Raw genomic sequence first — 21,008 nt, 5'->3', positions numbered from 1 at the left:
TATAAAGGAAGCGCGCAGCCGGGCCCGGACCGGGGGATGGTGGTTTTCCCCGAGCAGAAGGGCAGTTTCAGGCGCGTGCGCATAATTCAGCGCCGCCAGCCCCCCGGATTGTGCCGGGACGGATTTTTCCGGCCTCGGCGGCCCAGAGAGAAATTACGGATGAAAGCCTCGCAATTCTTCATTTCCACCCTCAAGGAAGCGCCCGCCGACGCGGAAATCGTTTCGCACAAGCTGATGATGCGCGCCGGCATGATCAAGAAGCTGGGCGCCGGCATCTACACCTACATGCCGGTCGGGCTGCGCGTGATCCGCAAGGTGGAGAACATCGTGCGCGAGGAAATGAACCGCGCCGGCGCGGTGGAGCTGTCCATGCCGGTGATCCAGCCGGCCGAACTGTGGCAGGAGACCGGCCGCTGGGACAAGATGGGCCCCGAACTGCTGCGCCTGAAGGACCGCCATGAGCGCGACTTCGCGGTCCAGCCCACCTCCGAGGAGGTGGTGACCGACATCGCACGCAGCGATATCCGCAGCTACAAGCAGCTGCCGCTCAATTTCTACCAGATCCAGACCAAGTTCCGCGACGAGCGCCGGCCGCGCTTCGGCATCATGCGCGGGCGCGAGTTCACCATGAAGGACGCCTATTCCTTCGACCGCGACACCGACGGCCTGCGCAAGTCGTACGAGAACATGTACGACGCCTACGTGCGCATCTTCCGCCGCTTCGGGCTGGAATTCCGCGCCGTGGCGGCCGACAACGGCGCCATCGGCGGCTCGGGCTCGCATGAGTTCCACGTGATCGCCGAAACCGGCGAAGACGCCATCGTCTACTGCCCGACCTCGGCCTACGCCGCCAACATGGAGGCCGCCGAGGCGCTGCCGCTGCTGGCCGAGCGCGCCGCGCCCACGCAGGACCTGGTCAAGACCTTCACCCCGGAGAAGGTCAAGTGCGAGCAAGTGGCCGAATTCCTGAACATCCCGCTCGAGACCAACGTCAAGTCGATCGTGCTGGCCACCGAGGGCGAGGCCGGCGTCCAGATCTGGCTGCTGCTGATCCGCGCCGACCACGAGCTGAACGAGATCAAGGCCTCCAAGGTGCCGGGGCTGGCCGAGTTCCGCTTCGCCACCGAGAACGAGATCGTCGAAGCCTTCGGCTCGCCGCCTGGCTACCTGGGCCCGATCGACATGAAGAAGCCGGTCAAGGTGGTGGCCGACCGCACCGTCGCCAACATGAGCGACTTCGTCTGCGGCGCCAACTACCGCGACTACCACTACACCGGCGTCAACTGGGGCCGCGACCTGCCCGAGCCGATCGTGGCCGACCTGCGCAACGTGGTGGCGGGCGACGCCTCGCCGGACGGCCAGGGCACGCTGGAGATCTGCCGCGGCATCGAGGTGGGCCACGTGTTCATGCTGGGCACGCGCTACTCGGAATCGATGAACGCCACCTTCCTCGACGAGAACGGCAAGACCCAGCCGATGCAGATGGGCTGCTACGGCATCGGCATCACCCGCATCCTGGGCGCGGCAATCGAGCAGAACTTCGACGAGCGCGGCATCATCTGGCCGGCCGCGATCGCCCCGTTCGCGGTGGTGATCTGCCCGGTGGGCTATGACCGCTCCGAGGCCGTCAAGGCCGAGGCCGACCGCATCCATGCCGAGCTGCTGGCCGCCGGCGTCGACGTGATCCTCGACGACCGCGGCGAGCGCCCGGGCGTGATGTTTGCCGACTGGGAGCTGATCGGCGTGCCGCACCGCGTGGTGGTCGGTGACCGCGGCCTGAAGGAAGGCAAGGTCGAGTACCAGGGCCGGCGCGACGCGCAGGCCACCGCCGTCGGCGTGGCCGAGGTGGTCGCCCACGTGCGCAACCTGCTGGCGAACTGAGACCCATGCGCGCCGTCCGCGGCCTGACCGCCGCAACTGCCGCCGCCCGCCGCCTGGCGGGCGCGCTGCTGGTAGCGCTGCTGGCCGTGGCGGCCACGGCGGCGCACGCCGGCGCGCAGAAGGAAGAAGACCTGGCCGATTCCGTGCGCGGCGCGCTGGCAGCGGCCATCGCCGACGACCGGCCGCTGCGGCCGGTGTTCGCGTCCGGCGGCGAGCGCCTGGCCTACCTGAAGTGGCTGGGCGAGATGTCGGCGCGGCTGGCCTCGCGCATCCCCGAGCCGCAGGTGCGGGTCGAGCTGATCGAGGTGGCCTACTATGAGGCCAAGCGTGCCGGCCTGGAGCCGGCGCTGGTGCTGGGCCTGATCCAGGTCGAAAGCAACTTCCGCAAGTATGCGATCAGTTCGGCCGGCGCACGCGGGCTGATGCAGGTGATGCCGTTCTGGGTGCGCACCATCGGCGACAGCGACGCGCGCAAGCTGTTCCACCTGCAGAGCAATCTGCGCTACGGCTGCACCATCCTGCGCTATTACCTGGACCGCGAGCAGGGCGACCTGTACCTGGCGCTGGGCCGCTACAACGGCAGCCGCGGCCGCCCGGAATATCCCAACGCGGTGCTGGCGGCGTGGAAGCGCTGGCAGTATTCCGAAGCCACCGTCACCGTGGCCGGCGATCCGGAGATCGCGCCGTCGCGCCCGCGCGCGCCGGTGGCGGAGCCGCCGGCCCGCAACCCGTTCTCGTCGCAGCGCGTCGCAGCCAATCCGTCATGATCCGCGAAGCATCCGTTGCCGGCGGCAAGGCCGGCTACACAGAATCCTCGCCCGAACTCGAACAATGGCTGGCCCGGCATATCGCCCAGGGCTTTGCCGCCGATGCGCTGGTGCTGTCGATGCTGCGCTCGGGTTACGACGACGCCTTCGCGCGCCGGTCGGTGGCCGCGGCGTTTGCGCAGGACAGCGCGGCGGCGGTGCCGGCACGGCCAGCGGAGGTTGACGCCGCGGCGGCCGGCACGCCCGCGGTCTACGCCGCCGATGGCGGCGACCGCCGGGTGCCGGTGCTGTTCCGGCTGGCGTCGCCGCAGGTGCAGCTGTTCCAGCAACTGCTGAGCGACGACGAGTGCGATGCGCTGGTGGCGCTGTCGCGCGGCCGGCTGGCGCGCTCGCCGGTGGTCAATCCCGACACCGGCGACGAAAACCTGATCGATGCCCGCACCAGCATGGGCGCGATGTTCCAGGTGGCTGAACACGCGCTGATCGCGCGCATCGAGGCGCGCATCGCCGCGGTCACCGGGGTGCCCGCCGAGCACGGCGAAGGGCTGCAGATCCTCAACTACAAGCCGGGCGGCGAATACCAGCCGCACTTCGACTACTTCAACCCGCAACGCCCCGGCGAAGCGCGGCAGCTGTCCGTCGGCGGCCAGCGCATCGCCACGCTGGTGATCTACCTGAACACGCCCGAGGCCGGTGGCGCCACCGCGTTCCCGCGCGTGGGGCTGGAGGTAGCGCCGGTCAAGGGCAACGCGGTCTACTTCAGCTACCTGCTGCCCGACGGCACGCTCGATGACCGCACCCTGCACGCGGGCCTGCCGGTGGCCGCCGGCGAGAAATGGATCGCCACGAAATGGCTGCGCGAACGCCCGTACCGCAGCGCGGCCTGAGCCATCCAGTGACCGCAACGGCCGCCAGCCGCTGGTGGGCCGATTCTGGGCTGCCGTTTGCCGAAAGCCGGCGCGCCAGCCACAGCAGTGCTAGCTACCTGCCGCATAGCCATCCCACCCTGTCGGTCGGCGCCGTCGACGGCGGCGCCAGCCGCTTCGCCTGCGGCGATGACAGCGCCGTGCTCGCGCCGGGCGCGGTGGTGGTGATCCCGGCGCAGCAGGTCCATGCCTGCAATCCAGTGCCGGACGGGCGCTGGAGCTAATCAGATGCTGCATTTCGACCCGGCGTGGGTAGCGGCCGTACTGGACGAGGATAGCGCGGCGCGGGCCTGGCTGCCGGCACGCGTAATGACGTCGCCGGCGGTCTACGGGCTGGTCTGTGGGTTGAATCGCACGCTGTTCTCGCCCGCCGACAGCGTCGAGAAAGAGGCCGCGCTGGTGGCCTTCATCGGCGACCTGCATGCCGCCATCGACACCGGCGCAACCACCCTGACACTGCCGGAACCGGCCGCCGTCTCGGCCCGCGTGGCGCAGTTGTGCGAGCTGCTGCGCGAGCGCCATGCCGAGCGGCTGCCGCTGGCCGAACTGGCACGCGCCTGCGGCCTCAGCCGCTACCACCTGGTGCGCGCCTTCCGCGCCGAAACCGGCATGACGCCGCACGCCTACCAGCTCGACCTGCGCATCCAGCACGGGCGCCGACTGCTGCGGCAGGGCGCGGCGCTGGCCGAGGTCGCGCTGGCGCTGGGGTTTGCCGACCAGAGCCACTTCCAGCGCGCCTTCAAGCAGCGCGTGGCCATGACCCCGCGCGGGTACCAGCGCGCCGCCTGAGGCGCCGGCCTGGCGCCACACCGCAACTTTCTTCAAGACCGGCCACCGCCGTGCGCACCACACTGCGGACTCTTCACGGAGGGTCGGCATGGACATGGTTTTCGATCTCGCCCCGGGGGCATTGCCGTGGCAGCAATTCGCCATGGTGGCCGGCGCGCATGCGCTGGCACTGCTGAGCCCGGGGCCGGATTTCTTCCTGGTGGTGCGCAGCGCGCTGCTGCACGGGCCGCGGCGCGCCGGCGCCGTATGCCTGGGCATTGCGTTGGGCAATGGCGTCTTTATCGGCCTGGCGCTGGCCGGCGTGGCCGCGATGCGTGATTCGCCGCCACTGTTCGCGGCGTTGCAGTGGGCCGGCTGTGCGTACCTGGTGTGGCTGGGCTGGCGCCTGCTGAACGCCTCCGGCGAACTGTCGATCCCGGCGGCCGATGCTGCCGCGAGGCCCGCGCCCGGGGCCTGGCTGGCCCAGCTTGCCGGCGGCTTCCTGTCCGCCGTGCTGAACCCGAAGAACGGGCTGTTCTACGCCAGCCTGTTTTCGGTGCTGGCTGCCAGCCGCACGCCGCCGGCGGTGCAACTGGCCTATGGGGTCTGGATGTTCGCGGTCGTGCTCTGCTGGGACCTGCTGGTGGCCTACGGCATCGGGCATCCGGCGACCGCCGCGCGCTTCGGGCGTTCGGTCCGCTGGGTCGAGCGCGCGACGGGAGCCGTGCTGTGGCTGCTGGCGCTGGGCGTCGCCTGGCACACGCTGCGATGAGCAAGTTGCCTGCGAAGCGGGGCAGGTGGGGGCAGATGGGGCGGCCCTGTATCGGTGTATTTCCCTCAAAGTGTACCGGTACTGTACCGTTAAGTGACCGTAGACTGATTTCCCGAAAGCAGATGAATGCCCCCTGGAGTCAGTCATGGAAGTGTCCCAACTCGCCGCCGGCACTGGTGTCTTCGCCGCCTTTGCCGGCTTTGCCCTGGTGTCGTCGATCACCCCCGGCCCCAACAACACGATGCTGCTCGCCTCCGGCGTGAACTTCGGCTTCGTGCGCACGGTGCCGCATCTGCTCGGTGTCAGCATCGGCTTCGCGCTGATGGTGGGGCTGGTGGGCCTGGGGCTGGGGTCGTTGTTCCACGCGTTCCCGTGGACCTGGCACGTGCTGCGCGTGGTGGCGACGGTCTACCTGGTCTGGCTGGCTTGGAAGCTGGCGACGGCCGGCGGCGTGCAGGACCAGCAGGTGGCGCGGCCAATGGGCTTCTGGGCCGCCGCGGCCTTCCAGTGGGTCAATCCCAAGGCGTGGGTGATGGCGGTAGGCGCGTGCAGCACCTACGTGCTGCACGGCAACCTGTGGCTCAATGTGCTGCTGCTGTCAGGGATATTCGGGGTGGTGAACCTGCCCAGCGTGGCGATGTGGGCATTGTGCGGCTCGGCACTGCGACGCTGGCTGGCGCGGCCGAAGGTGCTGCGGGCGTTCAATATCGGGATGGCGGTGCTGCTGCTGGCGTCGCTGTGGCCGATTCTGGGGACACACCAGGCTTGACCTGTTTGCTTCCCTTCCCGCCTGCGGGAGAGGGAAGCAAACCATCGGTCCAGCTAAATCAAACCAGCGCCCGGATCGAATCCAGGTTCCGCCAATATCCCTTCGCATCCATCCCGCAGCCGAACACATAGCGGTCCGGCACCGCAAAGCCGCAGAAATCCGGATGCATGGGCTTGGCCTTGCTCAGCGTCTTCTCGCACAGCACCGCGGCGTGGAATTCCCTGGCGCCCATGTCCATGATGCGCTGGCGGATGGCGGCCATGGTCTCGCCTTCATCGAGGATGTCGTCCAGCACCAGCACCACGCGGTCCTTGACCGATTCGCGCGGGGCCACGCGCCATTGCATCTCGCCGCCGACGGTCTTGTTGTTGTAGCGTGAGAGGTGGATGTAGTCGAACTCCAGCGGGAACGCCAGCTTGGGCAGCAGCATGCCGGTGAAGACCACCGCGCCGCCCATCACCGACAGCACCAGCGGGAAGTCATTGCCCATCCGGGCGGTGATATCGGCGGCCATGCGGTCCAGCGATGCCTGGACTTCCGCGGCGGAGACGATTTCTTCGGAATTGGCCCACAGCTCGCGGGCCTGTTCGGCGCTCATCATGATGTCTTTCCTGTTCTTTTGCGGGGGAGGCAGGTCGGCTTGCGGCGCGCCGGCTTCAGCGGTTGAAGAGGCCCTTCATGCCGCCCTTCATCGCGCCCATCTGGCGCATCATCTTCATCATGCCGCCGCCCTTGAGCTTCTTCATCATGGACTGCATCTGGTCGAACTGGTTGAGCAGGCGGTTGACCTCCTGCACCGGCACGCCGGCGCCCGCGGCGATGCGGCGCTTGCGGCTGGCCTTGATCAGGTCCGGCTTGGCACGCTCGGCCGGCGTCATGCTGTTGATGATGCCTTCCATGCGCGCCACCTGCTTCTCGGCCTGGTCCATGTTGGCGCCCTGCGCCTGCTGCGCGAACTGCGCCGGCAGCTTGTCGACCAGGCTGCCCAGGCCGCCCATCTTCTTCATCTGGCCGATCTGCGCCTTGAAGTCTTCCAGGTCGAAGTCGCCGGTCTTCTTGATCTTCTTGGCCAGCTTCTCGGCCGCTTCCATGTCGACGCCGCGCTGGGCTTCCTCGACCAGCGCGAGGATGTCGCCCATGCCCAGGATGCGCTGGGCCATGCGGTCGGGGTAAAAGGGCTCCAGGCCATCCAGTTTCTCGCCGACGCCGACAAACTTGATCGGACGGCCGGTGATATGGCGCACCGACAGCGCCGCGCCGCCGCGCGCATCGCCGTCCAGCTTGGTCAGTACCACCCCGGTCAGGGGCAGGGTGTCATTGAAGGCCTTGGCGGTGTTGACCGCATCCTGACCCAGCATGGCGTCGACCACGAACAGCGTTTCAGCCGGCTTCAGTTCGGCGTGCAGCGCGGCGATTTCCTGCATCATCGCCTCGTCAATACCGAGGCGGCCGGCGGTGTCGACGATCAGCACGTCGTGGTAGTGCTTGCGCGCCCAGTCCACCGCCGCGCGGGCGATGTCCACCGGCTTCTGGTCCGGCTGCGACGGGAAGAACTCGGCGCCGACCTGCTCCGATACCGTCTTGAGCTGGGCGATGGCGGCGGGGCGGTAGACGTCGCACGAGACCGTCAGCACCTTCTTCTTTTTGTTTTCCTTGAGCCACTTGGCCAGCTTGCCCACGGTTGTGGTCTTGCCGGCGCCCTGCAGGCCGGCCATCAGGATGATGGCGGGCGGCTGCACCGCCAGGTTCAGCTCGGCTTCCTTGTTGTTGCCGCCGGCGGCCTCGGCGCCGCCGATCACCGCGGTCAGCTCGCGCTGCACCACGCCGACCAGGGCCTGGCCGGGGGTCAGGCTGCTGACCACCTCTTCGCCCATGGCCTTTTCCTTCACGCGGGCCACGAATTCGCGCACGACCGGCAGCGCCACGTCGGCTTCGAGCATGGCAAGGCGCACTTCGCGCAGCATCTCGGCGGTGTTGGCCTCGGTCAGGCGCGCCTCGCCGCGCATGGTCTTGACCACACGCGCCAGGCGTTGAGTGAGATTGTCCAGCATGGCAGGAATCGGGGGAGAAGTCGGAGCAGGGCTCGGGGCTGAAAACGGGAGGCAGTCCGGCACACGGGGCAGATCTGGAACACCGGCTACACCGGTTCAAGCGGGTCGCCACCGTCCGTGGGCACTAAGGTAAACTGCGTAAATGGTCATTGTACTGTATGCCCTGACGGCACTTCTCTATTGCGGCCTGGCCTGGCACGGCTGGGCCACGCGCCATCCGCGCGTGGCGGCCACCACCGGCCAGTCTGGCGGCTCGGCCGCGGCCGTGCTGGTGGCGAGCGGCGGCGGCATCCCCCCGGCGGGCGGCGCGCACGGCGAGGGGCGCCCGGCCTGGTGGCACTTGCTGATGCTGGCCGCGCTGGCCAGCCACGGCATGCTGCTGCATGAAACCATCTTCCCGGCCGAACGCATGATGTTCGGCTTTGCCTTTGCGCTGTCGGCCATGCTGTGGCTGGGCGTGGGCATCTACTGGATCGAGAGCTTTTTCTTCTCGCTGGCGGGGCTGGGCCTGATCGTGGTTCCGGTGGCGCTGGTGGCCAGCCTGATGCCGCTGGCGTTTCCCGGCTCGCAGATCCTGGGCTACGCCGCGCGGCCGTTGTTCAAGCTGCATTTCATCATCGCCAACGTGGCCTACGGACTGTTCACGCTGGCGGCGTTCCACGCCTTTTTGATGCTGCTGGCCGAACGGCGCCTGCACGGCTTCCGGCACGCGCCGGCGCGGCCGTCGGCGCCGCAGCCAGGCCAGTGGCTGGGGCGCTGGCTGGACCTGCTGCCGCCGCTGCTGACGCTCGAGAAGCTGCTGTTCCGGCTGATCGGCGCCGGCTTCGTGCTGCTGACGTTGACCATCGGCTCGGGCCTGCTGTTCTCCGAAGAGCTGTTCGGGCGCGCCTTCCGGCTGGACCACAAGACCGTGTTCGCGCTGATCTCGTGGGCCATGTTCGGCGGCATCCTGGCCGGGCGCATCTTCCGCGGCTGGCGCGGCAAGGTGGCGCTGCGCTGGGTCATTGCCTCGTTCGGCATCCTGTTGCTGGCCTATGTCGGCAGCCGTTTCGTGATTGAAGTCGTCCTGCACCGGCTCTGATTTCCCCATGGCACGTATCCTGATCCTGCTGGCCGTGGTGCTGGGTGTCTTCTGGTGGCTGCGCGCCCGCGCCGAGGCCCGCCTGGCCGAGCATCGCGCACGCCAGGCCCGTGAGGCCAGCGAACACGCGGCCGCCGGCACGCCCGACGCCACCGCCGAGCGCATGGTCCAGTGCGCCCAGTGCGGCGTGCACCTGCCGCAGGGTGACGCCATCGCCTGGCGCGGCCTGCACTACTGCCGGCGCAGCCACCTGCCCGATGAAAGCCGCACTGAAGGCGGCGACGGCAGCAGCGGCCCGCGCCCATGACCCAGCCGGCGCCGTCGGCCTGGCAGCGGCTGAACGCCTGGCGCGGCCTGGCGCAGCTGTGGCGCCAGCCCGAGCCGCCTGACTTCCACTGGCGCCTGCTGCGCTATTTCTGCTGGACCCGCGTCGCCGTGGGCCTGCTGCTGGTCGGCTTTGCGCTGATGCGGCGCGGCGAGCCGGCCACCGGCGCCGCCAGCGCCGCCACTTCCACCATCGCTGCCGCGATCCCCGCCTTGCCGTTCGGCCTCGAGGCCATGGGCGGCATCGAGCATGCGGCGGCCATGGCCGTCGCCGTCCCTTACCTTGGTATTGCCCTGGCGATGCTGGCCGGCACGCTGTGGCGCCGGCATTTCCATCTGCGCGTGCGGGTGCAGGTGCTGGCCGACCTGGCGCTGCTGGCGCTGGTCTTCAGCGTGCTGGGCCGCGGCGGGCATGCCGAGGGCCTGGCCATGATCTTCCTGCTGCCGGCGCTGGAAGCCGGCGCGCTGACCAGCCTGCTGTTCGCGCTGTTTGCCGCGGCGATCTCGGCGCTGGTGGTGATGAGCGGGCCGTTCATGCACACTATCCTGCTGCGCCAGGCCGATGCCGGGCTGCTGGGCTCGGGCCTGTTCGGCCTGGTGTTCATGATCGCCGCGCTGCTGATGTATATGCTGGCCAACCGCCAGATCGCGCAGGAGCGCCTGGCGCTGGCGCGCGAGCAGGAGCTGCGCCTGCAGCAGCTGGTCAACCGGCTGATGGTCAACGACATGCAGGACGGCGTGATGCTGGTGCGCGCCAACGGCGCGGTGGTGGCCGCCAATCCGGCCGCGGTGGTGCTGCTGGGAGTGCAGCCGCATGAGCGCATCTACTCGCGCAAGCTGGGCGGCGCGCCGGGTGGTGAAGCCGGGCCGGGCGGCGGCGATACCGTGCTGTTCGACCTGCGCCGCATCCCGCGCCTGCAGCCGCTGATGGAAATGCTGCGCGACTGGCTGCGCAGCAAGGACGACGTGCCGCGCATCCTGCAACTGCTGCCGATGGCCTCCGGCGCCGCGCTGACCGACGGCACCATGCAGCATACCCGGCTGCGGCTGCGCTTCGTGCTGCCGGGCCTGGCCGGGCTGCGCTCGACCATGGCGCACGGCCGCACCGTGCCGGCCGCGCTCGACACCGCCGCGTGGAACGAGCTGTCGCCCGAGGCCGCCGCCCGCCTGCGCCTGGCCATCGCCCAGAACGAGGCCATGGCGTGGTCGCAGCAGGATGAGGCGCTGCTGCGCAGCGAGATGCGCGACACGGTGCTGGTCCATATCGAAAGCTGGGAGCGCATCGCCGAGCAGGTGCAGCAGGAAAAGCTGGCCGCCATGGGCCGGCTGGTGGCCAGCATCGCGCACCAGATCCGCAACCCGCTGGCGGCGATCAGCCAGGCCAGCGAGCTGCTGGGCGATTCCGGCCGACACCATCCGGCCGCGCACGACTCGGCCGCGCACGACTCGTCCGGTGGCGATGTCGATATCGACGCCCGCCTGCTGCGCATCATCCACGACAACGTGCGCCGGCTGGACCAGGTGGTGTCGGACGTGCTGCAGATGTCGCGCCGCCCGCGCACCGGCCGCAGCACCGTGCACCTGGCGCAGGCGCTGCCCGAGATCGTCGAGCGTTGGCGCGCCGAAATGCGCCAGCGCCGCCCGCGCGCCGGCGACACCCGCCCGGCAGGCCGCGCCGACATCAACGCCAATGCCATCCGCCTGACCGTCGACGTGGCCCAGCCGGTGGTGTTCGACGCCTCGCAGCTGCAGCAGGTGCTGGGCAACCTGCTCGACAACGCCTGGCGCTACTGCAGCCGGCTGCCCGGCTCGATCCGGCTGCTGGCGCACGCGCTGGACCAGCATCATGCCGAACTGATCGTCTGGAACGACGGCGCCGAGGTGACGCGCGAACACCAGCGCAGCCTGTTCGAGCCGTTCTTCACCAGCAACGCCCAGGGCACGGGGCTGGGCCTGTTCATGGCGCGCGAGCTGTGCGGCGCCAATGACGCGCAGGTGCGCTACGGCGCCATCTCGCTGCCGGCGCTGATCGAGCGCACCGGCATGCTGGCCCCGGCCGCGCGCGATACACTGCCGGCCAAGGCCTTCGTGCTGACGCTGCGCATCGAGAGCGCAGAGGCTGCCGCGGCGGCCGCCGTCTGACCTGTCTTCCATCCAGCCACCATTCCATGCCACCCCGAATGTCCCGCGCGCCCGATCCCATCCTGGTCATCGACGACGAGGCCGACCTGCGCGAGCTGCTGGATATCTCCATCCGCCGCATGGGCCATGACGTGGTGCTGGCCGGCTCGCTGGCCGAGGCGCGCGACAAGCTGGCGCAGGGCCGCTACAGCCTGGTGCTGACCGACATGCGCCTGGGCGACGGGCTGGGCATCGAGATCGTGCGCCAGCTGTCGGCCGCGCCGGAGCGCATCCCGGTGGCCGTGATCACCGCCTACGGCAGCGCCGACAACGCCGTCGAAGCGCTCAAGGCCGGCGCCTTCGACTACATCGCCAAGCCGGTGTCGCTGGAGCAGCTGCGCAGCCTGGTGCTGAACGCGCTGGGGCGCCAGCCGCGCAATAACGCCGACGTCGACGCCGATGCCGACGCCGCCACGGCGGCCGAGCAGGCCGCAGACCGCGCCGCGGCGCTGCTGCCCGGCCATTCTGCGGCGATGCAGGAGGTGCGCCGCTCGCTGTCGCGGCTGGCGCGCAGCATGGCGCCGGTGGTGATCAGCGGTGAATCGGGCAGCGGCAAGGAACGCGCCGCGCGAGCCATCCACGCCACCAGCGCGCGCGCCGCGCATCCGTTCGTCGCCGTCAACTGCGGCGCCATCCCCGAAAACCTGATGGAGTCCGAGTTCTTCGGCTACGTCAAAGGCGCCTTCACCGGCGCCGACGCCGAGCGCGGCGGCTTCTTCCAGGCCGCCAACGGCGGCACGCTGCTGCTCGACGAGGTGGCCGACCTGCCGCTGCCGATGCAGGTCAAGCTGCTGCGCGCGCTGCAGGAGCGCCGCGTGCGCAAGATCGGCGCCAGTCGCGAAGACGCCGTCGACGTGCGCGTGATGTGCGCCAGCCACAAGGACCTGGCAGCGATGGTGGCGGCGGGGCAGTTCCGGCAAGACCTGTATTACCGCCTGAACGTGCTGGCGCTGCGCATGCCCACGCTGCGCGAGCGCGGCGAAGACATCCCGGTGCTGGCGCGCGCCATCCTGGACCACCTGGCGGTGCGCTACGGCGATGCGCATCCCAAGCGGCTGTCGCCGGCGGCGCTGCAGCGGCTGGTGGCCTATCCGTTCCCGGGCAATGTGCGCGAGCTGGAAAACCTGCTCGAGCGAGCCTACGCGTTTGCCGAGAGCGAGGACATCGAGCTGGCCGACCTGGGCCCGCTGGACGCAGGCGCTGGGCGCGCCGGCCTGATGCCGGCCCCGGCGCCGGCGATGGTGCCGCAGCCGAGGACGCCATACCCCTACGCGCCCTGGGGCAGGGCCGGGGTTGCGGCCGTGCCGGGCGCGGCCACGCCTGCGCCGGTTCCGACCGAGCCGCCGCGGGCCCCCGCTGTCGCCGCGTCCGAATCCGAGCCCGCCAGCGACCCCGCCGAGCGCGCCTGCCGCGGCATCGTCTTCCCGATCGACCTGCCCGCCAGGCTGGAGGCCGTCGAGCGCGAGCTGATCCTGCAGGCGCTGGCGCAGACGAACTTCAACCGCACCGCGGCCGCGCCGCTGCTGGGCCTGAACCTGCGCCAGCTGCGCTACCGCATCCAGCAGCTGGGCATCCGCGAAGCCATGGACGCCGCCGACCGTGGCGCCGTGGAAGGCGAGGGCACGCCATGACCGCGCCCGCGTCGTCGTCCTATCTGCCAGGTGCCGACGGCTGGGTACCGGCCGCGCGCCGCGTTCCGTCGCCGAATTTCGACGCGCGCCCGGACGGCATGCCGGTGGACCTGGTGGTGCTGCACAACATCAGCCTGCCGCCCGGCCAGTTCGGCAGCGGCGACATCGAGGCGTTCTTCCAGAACCGGCTCGATCCCGGCAAGCACCCGTTCTTTGCCACCATCCACCAGGTCCAGGTGTCGGCGCACTTCCTGGTGACGCGCACGGGCGAGCTGGTGCAGTTCGTGCCGTGCACGCAGCGGGCCTGGCATGCCGGGCAGTCAGACTTCTTCGGCCGCGCGCGCTGCAACGATTTTTCGATCGGCATCGAGATCGAGGGTTGCGACGACCTGCCGTTCACCGTGGCCCAGTACGACACCGTCGCCGCGCTGGTGCCCGCGCTGATGGCCACCTACCCGGTCCGTGCGATTGCCGGCCACAGCGACATCGCGCCGGGCCGCAAGACCGATCCCGGCCCGCATTTCGATTGGGCGCGGTTTGCCAGGCAGGCGGGCATCGGCCCCCAGATGTTGCCCTACCAGTGTCCTGGCGCCGCGGGACGGGTGACGGATTCTTAACGTCATTTGCTGCCCCATGCTCGCCATTTGGGCAGCGATGCCCCACGTCGGTGTGGGGCTATCGCAACCTCGCAACAATCAAAAAAATTTTTGTGAAATGTGCAGTTGCGAACGGTCTGGCCGAAACCCTTGCGAGTACTAGGCTTGCGGGCATGTGGCGCTGCCGCACAGCCGCCGGCGTGCCCCAAATAGCGGTTGTCAAGACTGGTCATTCGGATTCGTTTCACTATACTTAGCCCAGTTTTCCGCGTCACACACTATATCTAGTAGTCAAACCGGGGAGCCGGCCCCAGGAGTGAGGCAGCAGCCGCGAAGTTCGCGCATCGACTGCAAACCTTCCCGCAAGGTCGGCATCACAAGAGTCCCTGGCGAAATGTTCACGTAAAGGCAGTCTGTCGCACCCGCTATGCAGCCGGGAGGGACGTTCTTTTTCGCCGCATTTCGCCAGGGACTCTTTTGTCTCTAAATAGCCAGGGTAAAAACAGGAGTTCTCATGCAAACGGCCCAGAACGAAATCACCACGGGTGGCGCCGCCGCCGGCGTTGCCAGCCAGGCTTCGACCACGCAGCAGACCCCCAGCGCCGCGACCACGAACTACCCGGATCACAAGATCATTCGTCGCAACGGTGCCGTGGTGGCGTTCGAGCCGTCCAAGATCGCCGTTGCCATGACCAAGGCCTTCCTCGCCGTCAACGGCGGGCAGGGCGCCGCATCCGCGCGCGTGCGCGAGATCGTCGAGCAGCTGACCGACAACGTGGTGCGCGCGCTGGTGCGCAGCCGCCCGAGCGGTGGCGCCATCCATATCGAAGACGTGCAGGACCAGGTCGAGCTGTCGCTGATGCGCTCGGGCGAGCATGAAGTCGCGCGCGCCTACGTGCTGTACCGCGAGAAGCGCAAGGCCGAACGCGCCAGCGCGAGCGCGCAGGCCGTGGCCCGCGTGCAGGAATCCGGCATCAGCATCAACGTGACCGACGCCGGCGTGACCAAGCCGCTCGACATCGTCGCGCTGCACGCCCTGATCGACAACGCCTGCTCCGGCCTGGGCGATGCCGTCAGCGCCGAGCCGATCCTGAAGGAAACGCTGAAGAACCTGTACGAAGGCGTGCCGATGACGCAGGTGTACGACTCCGCCATCCTGGCCGCGCGTACCCTGATCGAGAAGGACCCGGACTACAGCCAGGTCACCGCCCGCATCCTGCTGCACACCATCCGCAAGGAAATCCTGGGCACCGAAGTGACCCAGGCCGAGATGGCCACCCGCTACGCCGAGTACTTCCCGAAGTTCATCGCGCGCGGCATCGAAGCCGAGCTGCTTGACGAAAAGCTGGCCACCTTCGATCTGGCCCGCCTGGGCGCCGCGCTGGACGCCGGCCGCGACTTCCAGTTCAACTACCTGGGCCTGCAGACCCTGTACGACCGCTACTTCCTGCATATCGATGAAACCCGCATCGAAATGCCGCAGGCCTTCTTCATGCGCGTGGCCATGGGCCTGGCGCTGAACGAGAAGGACCGCGAAGCGCGCGCCATCGAGTTCTACCAGCTGCTGTCGTCGTTCGACTTCATGTCGTCCACGCCGACCCTGTTCAACTCCGGCACCCGCCGCTCGCAGCTGTCGTCGTGCTACCTGACCACGGTCTCGGACGACCTGGAAGGCATCTATGAAGCGCTGAAGGAAAACGCGCTGCTGTCCAAGTTCGCCGGCGGCCTGGGCAATGACTGGACCAACGTGCGCGCGCTCGGCTCGCACATCAAGGGCACCAACGGCAAGTCGCAAGGCGTGGTCCCGTTCCTGAAGGTGGTGAACGACACCGCCGTCGCCGTGAACCAGGGCGGCAAGCGCAAGGGCGCCGTCTGCGCCTACCTGGAAACGTGGCACCTGGACATCGAAGAATTCCTCGAGCTGCGCAAGAACACCGGCGACGACCGCCGCCGCACCCACGACATGAACACGGCCAACTGGATCCCGGACCTGTTCATGAAGCGCGTGATGGAAGGCGGCGAGTGGACCCTGTTCTCGCCCGCCACCTGCCCGGACCTGCACGACAAGGTCGGCAAGGAATTCGAGAAGGCCTACCTGGGCTATGAAGCCAAGGCCGCCAGCGGCGAGCTGAAGCTGTTCAAGAAGCTGCCCGCGCTGCAACTGTGGCGCAAGATGCTGGGCATGCTGTTCGAGACCGGCCACCCGTGGATCACCTTCAAGGATCCGTGCAACATCCGCAGCCCGCAGCAGCACGTCGGCGTCGTCCACAGCTCCAACCTGTGCACGGAAATCACGCTGAACACCAACGATAGCGAAATCGCCGTCTGCAACCTGGGTTCGGTCAACCTGGTCGCGCACCTGGCCAAGCAGGCCGACGGCTCCTACGCGCTCGACCACGCCAAGCTGCAGAAGACCATCCGCACCGCCATGCGGATGCTGGATAACGTCATCGACATCAACTACTACGCTGTCGACAAGGCCCGCAATTCCAACCTGCGCCACCGTCCGGTCGGCATGGGCATCATGGGCTTCCAGGACTGCCTGCACGTGCTGCGCACCCCGTACGCCAGCGACGCCGCGGTCAAGTTCGCCGATACCTCGATGGAAGCCGTGTGCTACTACGCCTACCAGGCGTCGACCGAGCTGGCCGAAGAGCGCGGCCGCTACAGCACTTACGAAGGCTCGCTGTGGGACCGTGGCATCCTGCCGCAAGACTCGCTCAAGCTGCTGGCCGAAGAGCGCGGCGGCTACCTGGAAGTGGACCTGTCCAGCACCATGGACTGGGACAGCCTGCGCGCCCGCATCAAGCAGCACGGCATGCGCAACTCGAACTGCATCGCGATCGCCCCGACCGCGACCATTTCGAACATCATCGGCGTGTCCGCCTGCATCGAGCCGACCTTCCAGAACCTGTACGTCAAGTCCAACCTGTCGGGCGAGTTCACCGTGGTCAACGACTACCTGGTGCGCGACCTGAAGGAGCGCGGCCTGTGGGACGAAGTGATGGTTGCCGACCTGAAGTACTTCGACGGCTCGCTGGCCCGCATCGACCGCATCCCGCAAGACCTGCGCGACATCTACGCCACCGCGTTCGAAGTCGAGCCGACCTGGCTGGTCGAAGCCGCCAGCCGCCGCCAGAAGTGGATCGACCAGGCCCAGTCCCTGAACATCTACATGGCCGGCGCCTCGGGCAAGAAGCTGGACGACACCTACAAGCTGGCTTGGCTGCGCGGCCTGAAGACCACGTACTACCTGCGCACCATGGCCGCCACCCACGTGGAGAAGTCCACCGTGTCGCGCGGCTCGCTGAACGCGGTGTCGTCGGGCAGCGACAGCGGCTCGGCACTGGACGCCGCCGCCGCATCGGCCCCGGCCATGCCGGAAGCCGAAGGCGCGGTCTGCACGATGCGCCCGGGCGACCCCGGCTTCGAAGAGTGCGAAGCCTGCCAATAAGGCAAAAAGCCTAGAGAGTAAAAACCACCCCCTGTTTGCTCCTCTCTCCCGCTCGCGGGAGAGGGGCGGGGGAGAGGGCCGGCGCCCCAACGAAGTGAAGCGTCAAACCTGACGAAACCACACGCGCCCCCCAACCGAATCACGGAGAACCACACCATGCTGAGCTGGGACGACGACGTTCAAGCCACCCCGCAGGCCGCACCGCAGCCTGCCCTGCAACCCGCTGCATCGGCCGCTACGGCTGATCAGCAAGGCGTACTGCCGCCGAGCGCCACGCAAGCCGGCATCCTGGGCAACAACCCCAACGCCGCTGCCGCGCAAAGCAACCGCCGCGTCAACGCCGCCGACAAGCGCGTCATCAACGGCTCGACCGACGTCAACCAGCTGGTCCCGTTCAAGTACAAGTGGGCGTGGGAAAAGTACCTGGCCGGCTGCGCCAACCACTGGATGCCGCAGGAAATCAACATGTCCCGCGACATCGCCCTGTGGAAAGACCCCAACGGCCTGACCGAGGACGAGCGCCGCATCATCAAGCGCAACCTGGGCTTCTTCGTCACCGCCGACTCGCTGGCCGCCAACAACATCGTGCTGGGCACCTACCGCCAGATCACCGCGCCGGAATGCCGCCAGTACCTGCTGCGCCAGGCCTTTGAAGAGGCCATCCACACGCACGCCTACCAGTACATCGTTGAATCGCTGGGCCTGAACGAAGCCGAGATCTTCAACGCGTACCACGAAGTGCAGTCGATCCGCGACAAGGACGAGTTCCTGATCCCGTTCATCGACACGCTGACCGACCCGTCGTTCAAGACCGGCACGCCGGAAAACGACCAGAAGCTGCTGAAGTCGCTGATCGTGTTTGCTTGCATCATGGAAGGGTTGTTCTTCTATGTGGGCTTCACGCAGATCCTGGCGATGGGGCGGCAGAACAAGATGACTGGGGCTGCGGAGCAGTATCAGTACATCCTGCGGGATGAGTCGCTGCACTGCAATTTTGGGATTGACCTGATCAACCAGATCAAGCTGGAGAATCCGCATCTGTGGACGGCGGAGTTTAAGGCTGAGATTACTGAGTTGTTCAAGAAGGCTGTTGACCTGGAATATCGCTACGCTGAGGACACGATGCCGCGTGGGGTGTTGGGGCTGAATGCGCCTATGTTCAAGTCGTATCTGCGGTTTATCTGCAATCGGCGGTGCCAGCAGATTGGGCTGGATCAGCTGTTCCCGAATGAGGAGAATCCGTTCCCGTGGATGTCTGAGATGATTGATCTGAAGAAGGAGAGGAATTTCTTTGAGACTCGAGTTATTGAGTATCAGACGGGTGGGGCGTTGAGCTGGGATTGAGTGGCGTTGTTAGTTAACGATGAAAAAAATGGGAGCTGAAGGCTCCCATTTTTTTCTGGTTAAAGTGGCTGCTTTCGGCCCAAAAGCGGACTTACGATACGGCGTGATGGTTGACCAGTTTTTGACTGGTATCGGACGTTCAGCGGCCAGCACCGTCAGTCGGCTTCCGGAACTGTCCATGTATGCTGCTCGGCTTCGCGGAGCCCTGGTCCGCCACTTCTCCGCCACGTTCTCTCCCTCGCCGAGCAAACACCGGGTCACCGCAACATCCAACACCATGTTCTACGCACACATCGAGACAAGCACGGCAGCGCAGAAGACCATGGAATCATGAACACGCGATAACTTATTCCTTGCTCCTCTGAGAGCTCTTGATAATATTAGCCCACCACAAAACGAGAAGCGAGACGATGGCAATTGCGACTAAGAAAGCGCCAGCAAAGAAGGCAGCGGCAAAGAAATCGGCCCCTAAAGCCGCAAAGACTGCTGAAAAAACGCGCTCATACATGTCGCAGGAAGACATTCCCGCGTTCAGTATTGATGAGGCGCTTGTCGTTGCCCAGGTCATCTTTGCCGAATACGGCGGTGGCCCCTCCACTCCCCTTGACGTTGCTGCCGGTCTGGAAATGCAGACCACGAACACCAAGTTCCGCATGCTTTGCGGTGCCTCAATCGCTTATGGCCTAACAACAGGTGGCTACAATGCCGCCTCTGTGTCCGTCACAGATCTTGCACGCCGCATCTGTAAACCCATGGAAGAGGGAGACGACCTAGTTGCCAAGCGCGAAGCTGTTTTGAAGCCACGAATCATTCGCGAGTTCCTATCAAAGTATTCCGGCTCACAGTTGCCGCGCGACAAGATCGCCGAGCATGTTCTTGAACAGATGAAAGTGCCTGAAGATCGCACCAAGCAAGTCTTCGACATGATCATGACGACCGCTGACAGTGTGGGATTTATCCGCACAATCAAGGACAAGAAGTACGCGGACCTAGTGGGCACTCGTCCCCCTGGCTCAGACGAAGCACTCGCAGCAGATGAAGGAACTCCTGCTACCACGATTGCCGCTCGCGCTGCAACTATCCCAGAACCAATTCATGGTGAAGCAGCCATCGTTATTCCCGTCACGCAGGCAGCTTCGGCCGCAACAGACGGTCGGATGCGTAAGGTGTTCATCACGCACGGTAAGAACACCACCTTCATTGACCCGATCAAAGAGCTTCTGGCGTTTGGCGAACTGATTCCTGTTGTGTCTGTCGAAAAACAGTCCGTTGCTCAACCCGTTCCAGACAAGGTGATGAACGACATGCGCGGCTGTGCTGCTGCAATCATTCATGTAGATGGTGAACAGAAGCTCATGGACCCAGCCGGTGGCGAAGTCACGACAGTCAACTCAAATGTGCTGATCGAGATCGGCGCTGCGATGGCACTGTATGGCCGTCGCTTCATCTTGCTTGTTAAGGACGGCGTCAAACTGCCGAGCAACCTTCAGGGCCTGTATGAAGTGCGTTACCAAGGCGATGCGCTTGATGGCGGGACTACCATCAAGCTCATGAAGGCGATCAACGAGATGAAGAACACGCCGATGCCTACGGCGGAGTAGCTAGGGCCGCAGGTATAGGGTACAGGCAAGACTGCTTACGCTGCGAAGCGGACGTTGGCCGCTGCAGCCCGAGTGACAACAACTGATTGCGGACGGCCGTTTGCTCGCTCAAGTCAGCGAGGCATCGCTGCTACGCCACGCAGATCACAATGCGTTTCCGTAGCACTTTTACCTTCAGCGATTGCCCGACATTGAACCCCGCCTTTTCAAGCCAGACACCACGCAGTCGAATTGACGGAATTGCTCGCAGGCCGGTAAAGCCATTGCTGCTGGCTGGAACGACGGGGAAGTACGTACGGCTAATCTTGACAGTGCGAATGGGCGCTGGGGAATTTCGTTTCGTCGACAATCCTTGCGAAGATTGTTAAATTCGCTCCTGTTCAGGGGGCGCCCAGGTACGTGAACACCGCTCGCAAACGGCCCGCATGTTTTCCCTTTCGGGTCTTGTATCGATGCACGCTACCCGGCCTTAGGAAGGCTACGGAGGATGAAGCTAACCGCAAGCTGACGGGTGGCGGTGAGGCCGTTGCGAGGCGGTGTGTTCAGCACCATGAGCGAGACTACGTCGGCACCCGGTCGGGGAATGAGACGAGTCTAAATTCCTGGACATCGAGGAGTTAAGACTAGGTACTTTCTGACCGCCATTCCGTAGGCGAAGATCCAGGCCCTATACGAATCCAACAGAAACCTCATCACGCTTCACTTTCAGAGATCGAAGTCATGCGGGGTCTCTGGACCAGATTTGGTCGTTTCACACTGATCGAGACCATCTGCTCGGAGATTAAGGCGTGTTGCCAGACACTGGTCGCCAGATTATTCGGAGCATTGCAGAAGAAAGTTCTGTCGATTCGCGATATGCGGG

Annotated in this window: 16 protein-coding genes and 1 pseudogene; 14 read left to right on the top strand and 3 right to left on the bottom strand. The window is 66.3% G+C overall.

The window, feature by feature from the left end; genetic code table 11:
- The first annotated feature begins 159 nt into the window (after positions 1-159).
- The 6 genes and pseudogenes from ACEI37_RS24805 to ACEI37_RS24780 all read left to right on the top strand — a co-directional run bounded on the left by ACEI37_RS24805 (position 160) and on the right by ACEI37_RS24780 (position 5,883).
- Positions 160-1,881, top strand: coding sequence for a proline--tRNA ligase (locus ACEI37_RS24805; protein WP_373378567.1), 1,722 nt, complete (start codon positions 160-162; stop codon positions 1,879-1,881).
- A 5-nt stretch (positions 1,882-1,886) separates the two neighbouring features.
- Positions 1,887-2,648 (top strand): lytic transglycosylase domain-containing protein, encoded by a 762-nt coding sequence (locus tag ACEI37_RS24800; protein ID WP_062801788.1) that lies wholly within the window; start codon positions 1,887-1,889, stop codon positions 2,646-2,648.
- Positions 2,645-3,535, top strand: coding sequence for a 2OG-Fe(II) oxygenase (locus ACEI37_RS24795; RefSeq protein WP_373378566.1), 891 nt, complete (start codon positions 2,645-2,647; stop codon positions 3,533-3,535). The genes ACEI37_RS24800 and ACEI37_RS24795 overlap by 4 nt, the downstream gene beginning before the upstream one ends.
- Positions 3,499-4,363, top strand: a pseudogene (locus ACEI37_RS24790) (AraC family transcriptional regulator). Before ACEI37_RS24795 ends, ACEI37_RS24790 begins: the two are co-directional and overlap by 37 nt.
- Before the next feature lie 88 nt (positions 4,364-4,451).
- Positions 4,452-5,114: a LysE family translocator gene (locus tag ACEI37_RS24785; RefSeq protein ID WP_373378565.1), complete on the top strand. Its 663-nt coding sequence runs from the start codon at positions 4,452-4,454 to the stop codon at positions 5,112-5,114.
- Between the two features lie 145 nt (positions 5,115-5,259).
- Entirely contained in the window at positions 5,260-5,883 is a 624-nt protein-coding gene (locus ACEI37_RS24780; protein WP_373378564.1) for a LysE family translocator, read from the top strand.
- Between the two features lie 58 nt (positions 5,884-5,941).
- Here the strand turns inward: ACEI37_RS24780 and ACEI37_RS24775 are convergent, their stop codons facing one another.
- Positions 5,942-6,484 (bottom strand): hypoxanthine-guanine phosphoribosyltransferase, encoded by a 543-nt coding sequence (locus tag ACEI37_RS24775; protein WP_111519117.1) that lies wholly within the window; start codon positions 6,482-6,484, stop codon positions 5,942-5,944.
- A 55-nt stretch (positions 6,485-6,539) separates the two neighbouring features.
- Positions 6,540-7,934 (bottom strand): signal recognition particle protein, encoded by a 1,395-nt coding sequence (gene ffh / locus ACEI37_RS24770; RefSeq protein WP_018006266.1) that lies wholly within the window; start codon positions 7,932-7,934, stop codon positions 6,540-6,542.
- A gap of 142 nt (positions 7,935-8,076) precedes the next feature.
- Between ffh and ACEI37_RS24765 the strand changes: the two genes are divergently transcribed.
- The 8 genes from ACEI37_RS24765 to ACEI37_RS24730 all read left to right on the top strand — a co-directional run bounded on the left by ACEI37_RS24765 (position 8,077) and on the right by ACEI37_RS24730 (position 20,146).
- Entirely contained in the window at positions 8,077-9,015 is a 939-nt protein-coding gene (locus ACEI37_RS24765) for an inner membrane protein YpjD (protein ID WP_373378563.1), read from the top strand.
- Positions 9,016-9,022: 7 nt separating this feature from the next.
- On the top strand, positions 9,023-9,322 hold the full coding sequence (locus tag ACEI37_RS24760; protein ID WP_373378562.1) for a PP0621 family protein: 300 nt from the start codon (positions 9,023-9,025) through the stop codon (positions 9,320-9,322).
- Positions 9,319-11,481 (top strand): sensor histidine kinase, encoded by a 2,163-nt coding sequence (locus tag ACEI37_RS24755; protein WP_373378561.1) that lies wholly within the window; start codon positions 9,319-9,321, stop codon positions 11,479-11,481. Before ACEI37_RS24760 ends, ACEI37_RS24755 begins: the two co-directional genes overlap by 4 nt.
- 26 nt (positions 11,482-11,507) lie before the next feature.
- Positions 11,508-13,151, top strand: a complete 1,644-nt coding sequence (locus ACEI37_RS24750) for a sigma 54-interacting transcriptional regulator (protein ID WP_373378560.1) — start codon at positions 11,508-11,510, stop codon at positions 13,149-13,151.
- Positions 13,148-13,768: a 1,6-anhydro-N-acetylmuramyl-L-alanine amidase AmpD gene (ampD, locus tag ACEI37_RS24745; protein ID WP_373378559.1), complete on the top strand. Its 621-nt coding sequence runs from the start codon at positions 13,148-13,150 to the stop codon at positions 13,766-13,768. Before ACEI37_RS24750 ends, ampD begins: the two co-directional genes overlap by 4 nt.
- 493 nt (positions 13,769-14,261) lie before the next feature.
- Positions 14,262-17,201 (top strand): ribonucleoside-diphosphate reductase subunit alpha, encoded by a 2,940-nt coding sequence (locus ACEI37_RS24740; protein WP_373378558.1) that lies wholly within the window; start codon positions 14,262-14,264, stop codon positions 17,199-17,201.
- Positions 17,202-17,357: 156 nt separating this feature from the next.
- Positions 17,358-18,545: a ribonucleotide-diphosphate reductase subunit beta gene (locus tag ACEI37_RS24735; RefSeq protein WP_227313555.1), complete on the top strand. Its 1,188-nt coding sequence runs from the start codon at positions 17,358-17,360 to the stop codon at positions 18,543-18,545.
- Positions 18,546-18,955: 410 nt separating this feature from the next.
- Positions 18,956-20,146, top strand: coding sequence for a TIR domain-containing protein (locus ACEI37_RS24730; protein ID WP_373378557.1), 1,191 nt, complete (start codon positions 18,956-18,958; stop codon positions 20,144-20,146).
- A gap of 130 nt (positions 20,147-20,276) precedes the next feature.
- Here the strand turns inward: ACEI37_RS24730 and ACEI37_RS24725 are convergent, their stop codons facing one another.
- Positions 20,277-20,495 (bottom strand): SymE family type I addiction module toxin, encoded by a 219-nt coding sequence (locus ACEI37_RS24725; RefSeq protein ID WP_373378556.1) that lies wholly within the window; start codon positions 20,493-20,495, stop codon positions 20,277-20,279.
- Positions 20,496-21,008 lie beyond the last annotated feature (513 nt).

Source organism: Cupriavidus nantongensis, from assembly GCF_041726985.1.
Lineage (GTDB): Bacteria > Pseudomonadota > Gammaproteobacteria > Burkholderiales > Burkholderiaceae > Cupriavidus > Cupriavidus nantongensis_A.
Note: the sequence above shows the minus strand (reverse complement) of the source record. Positions and strands in the feature narration are given on the sequence as shown.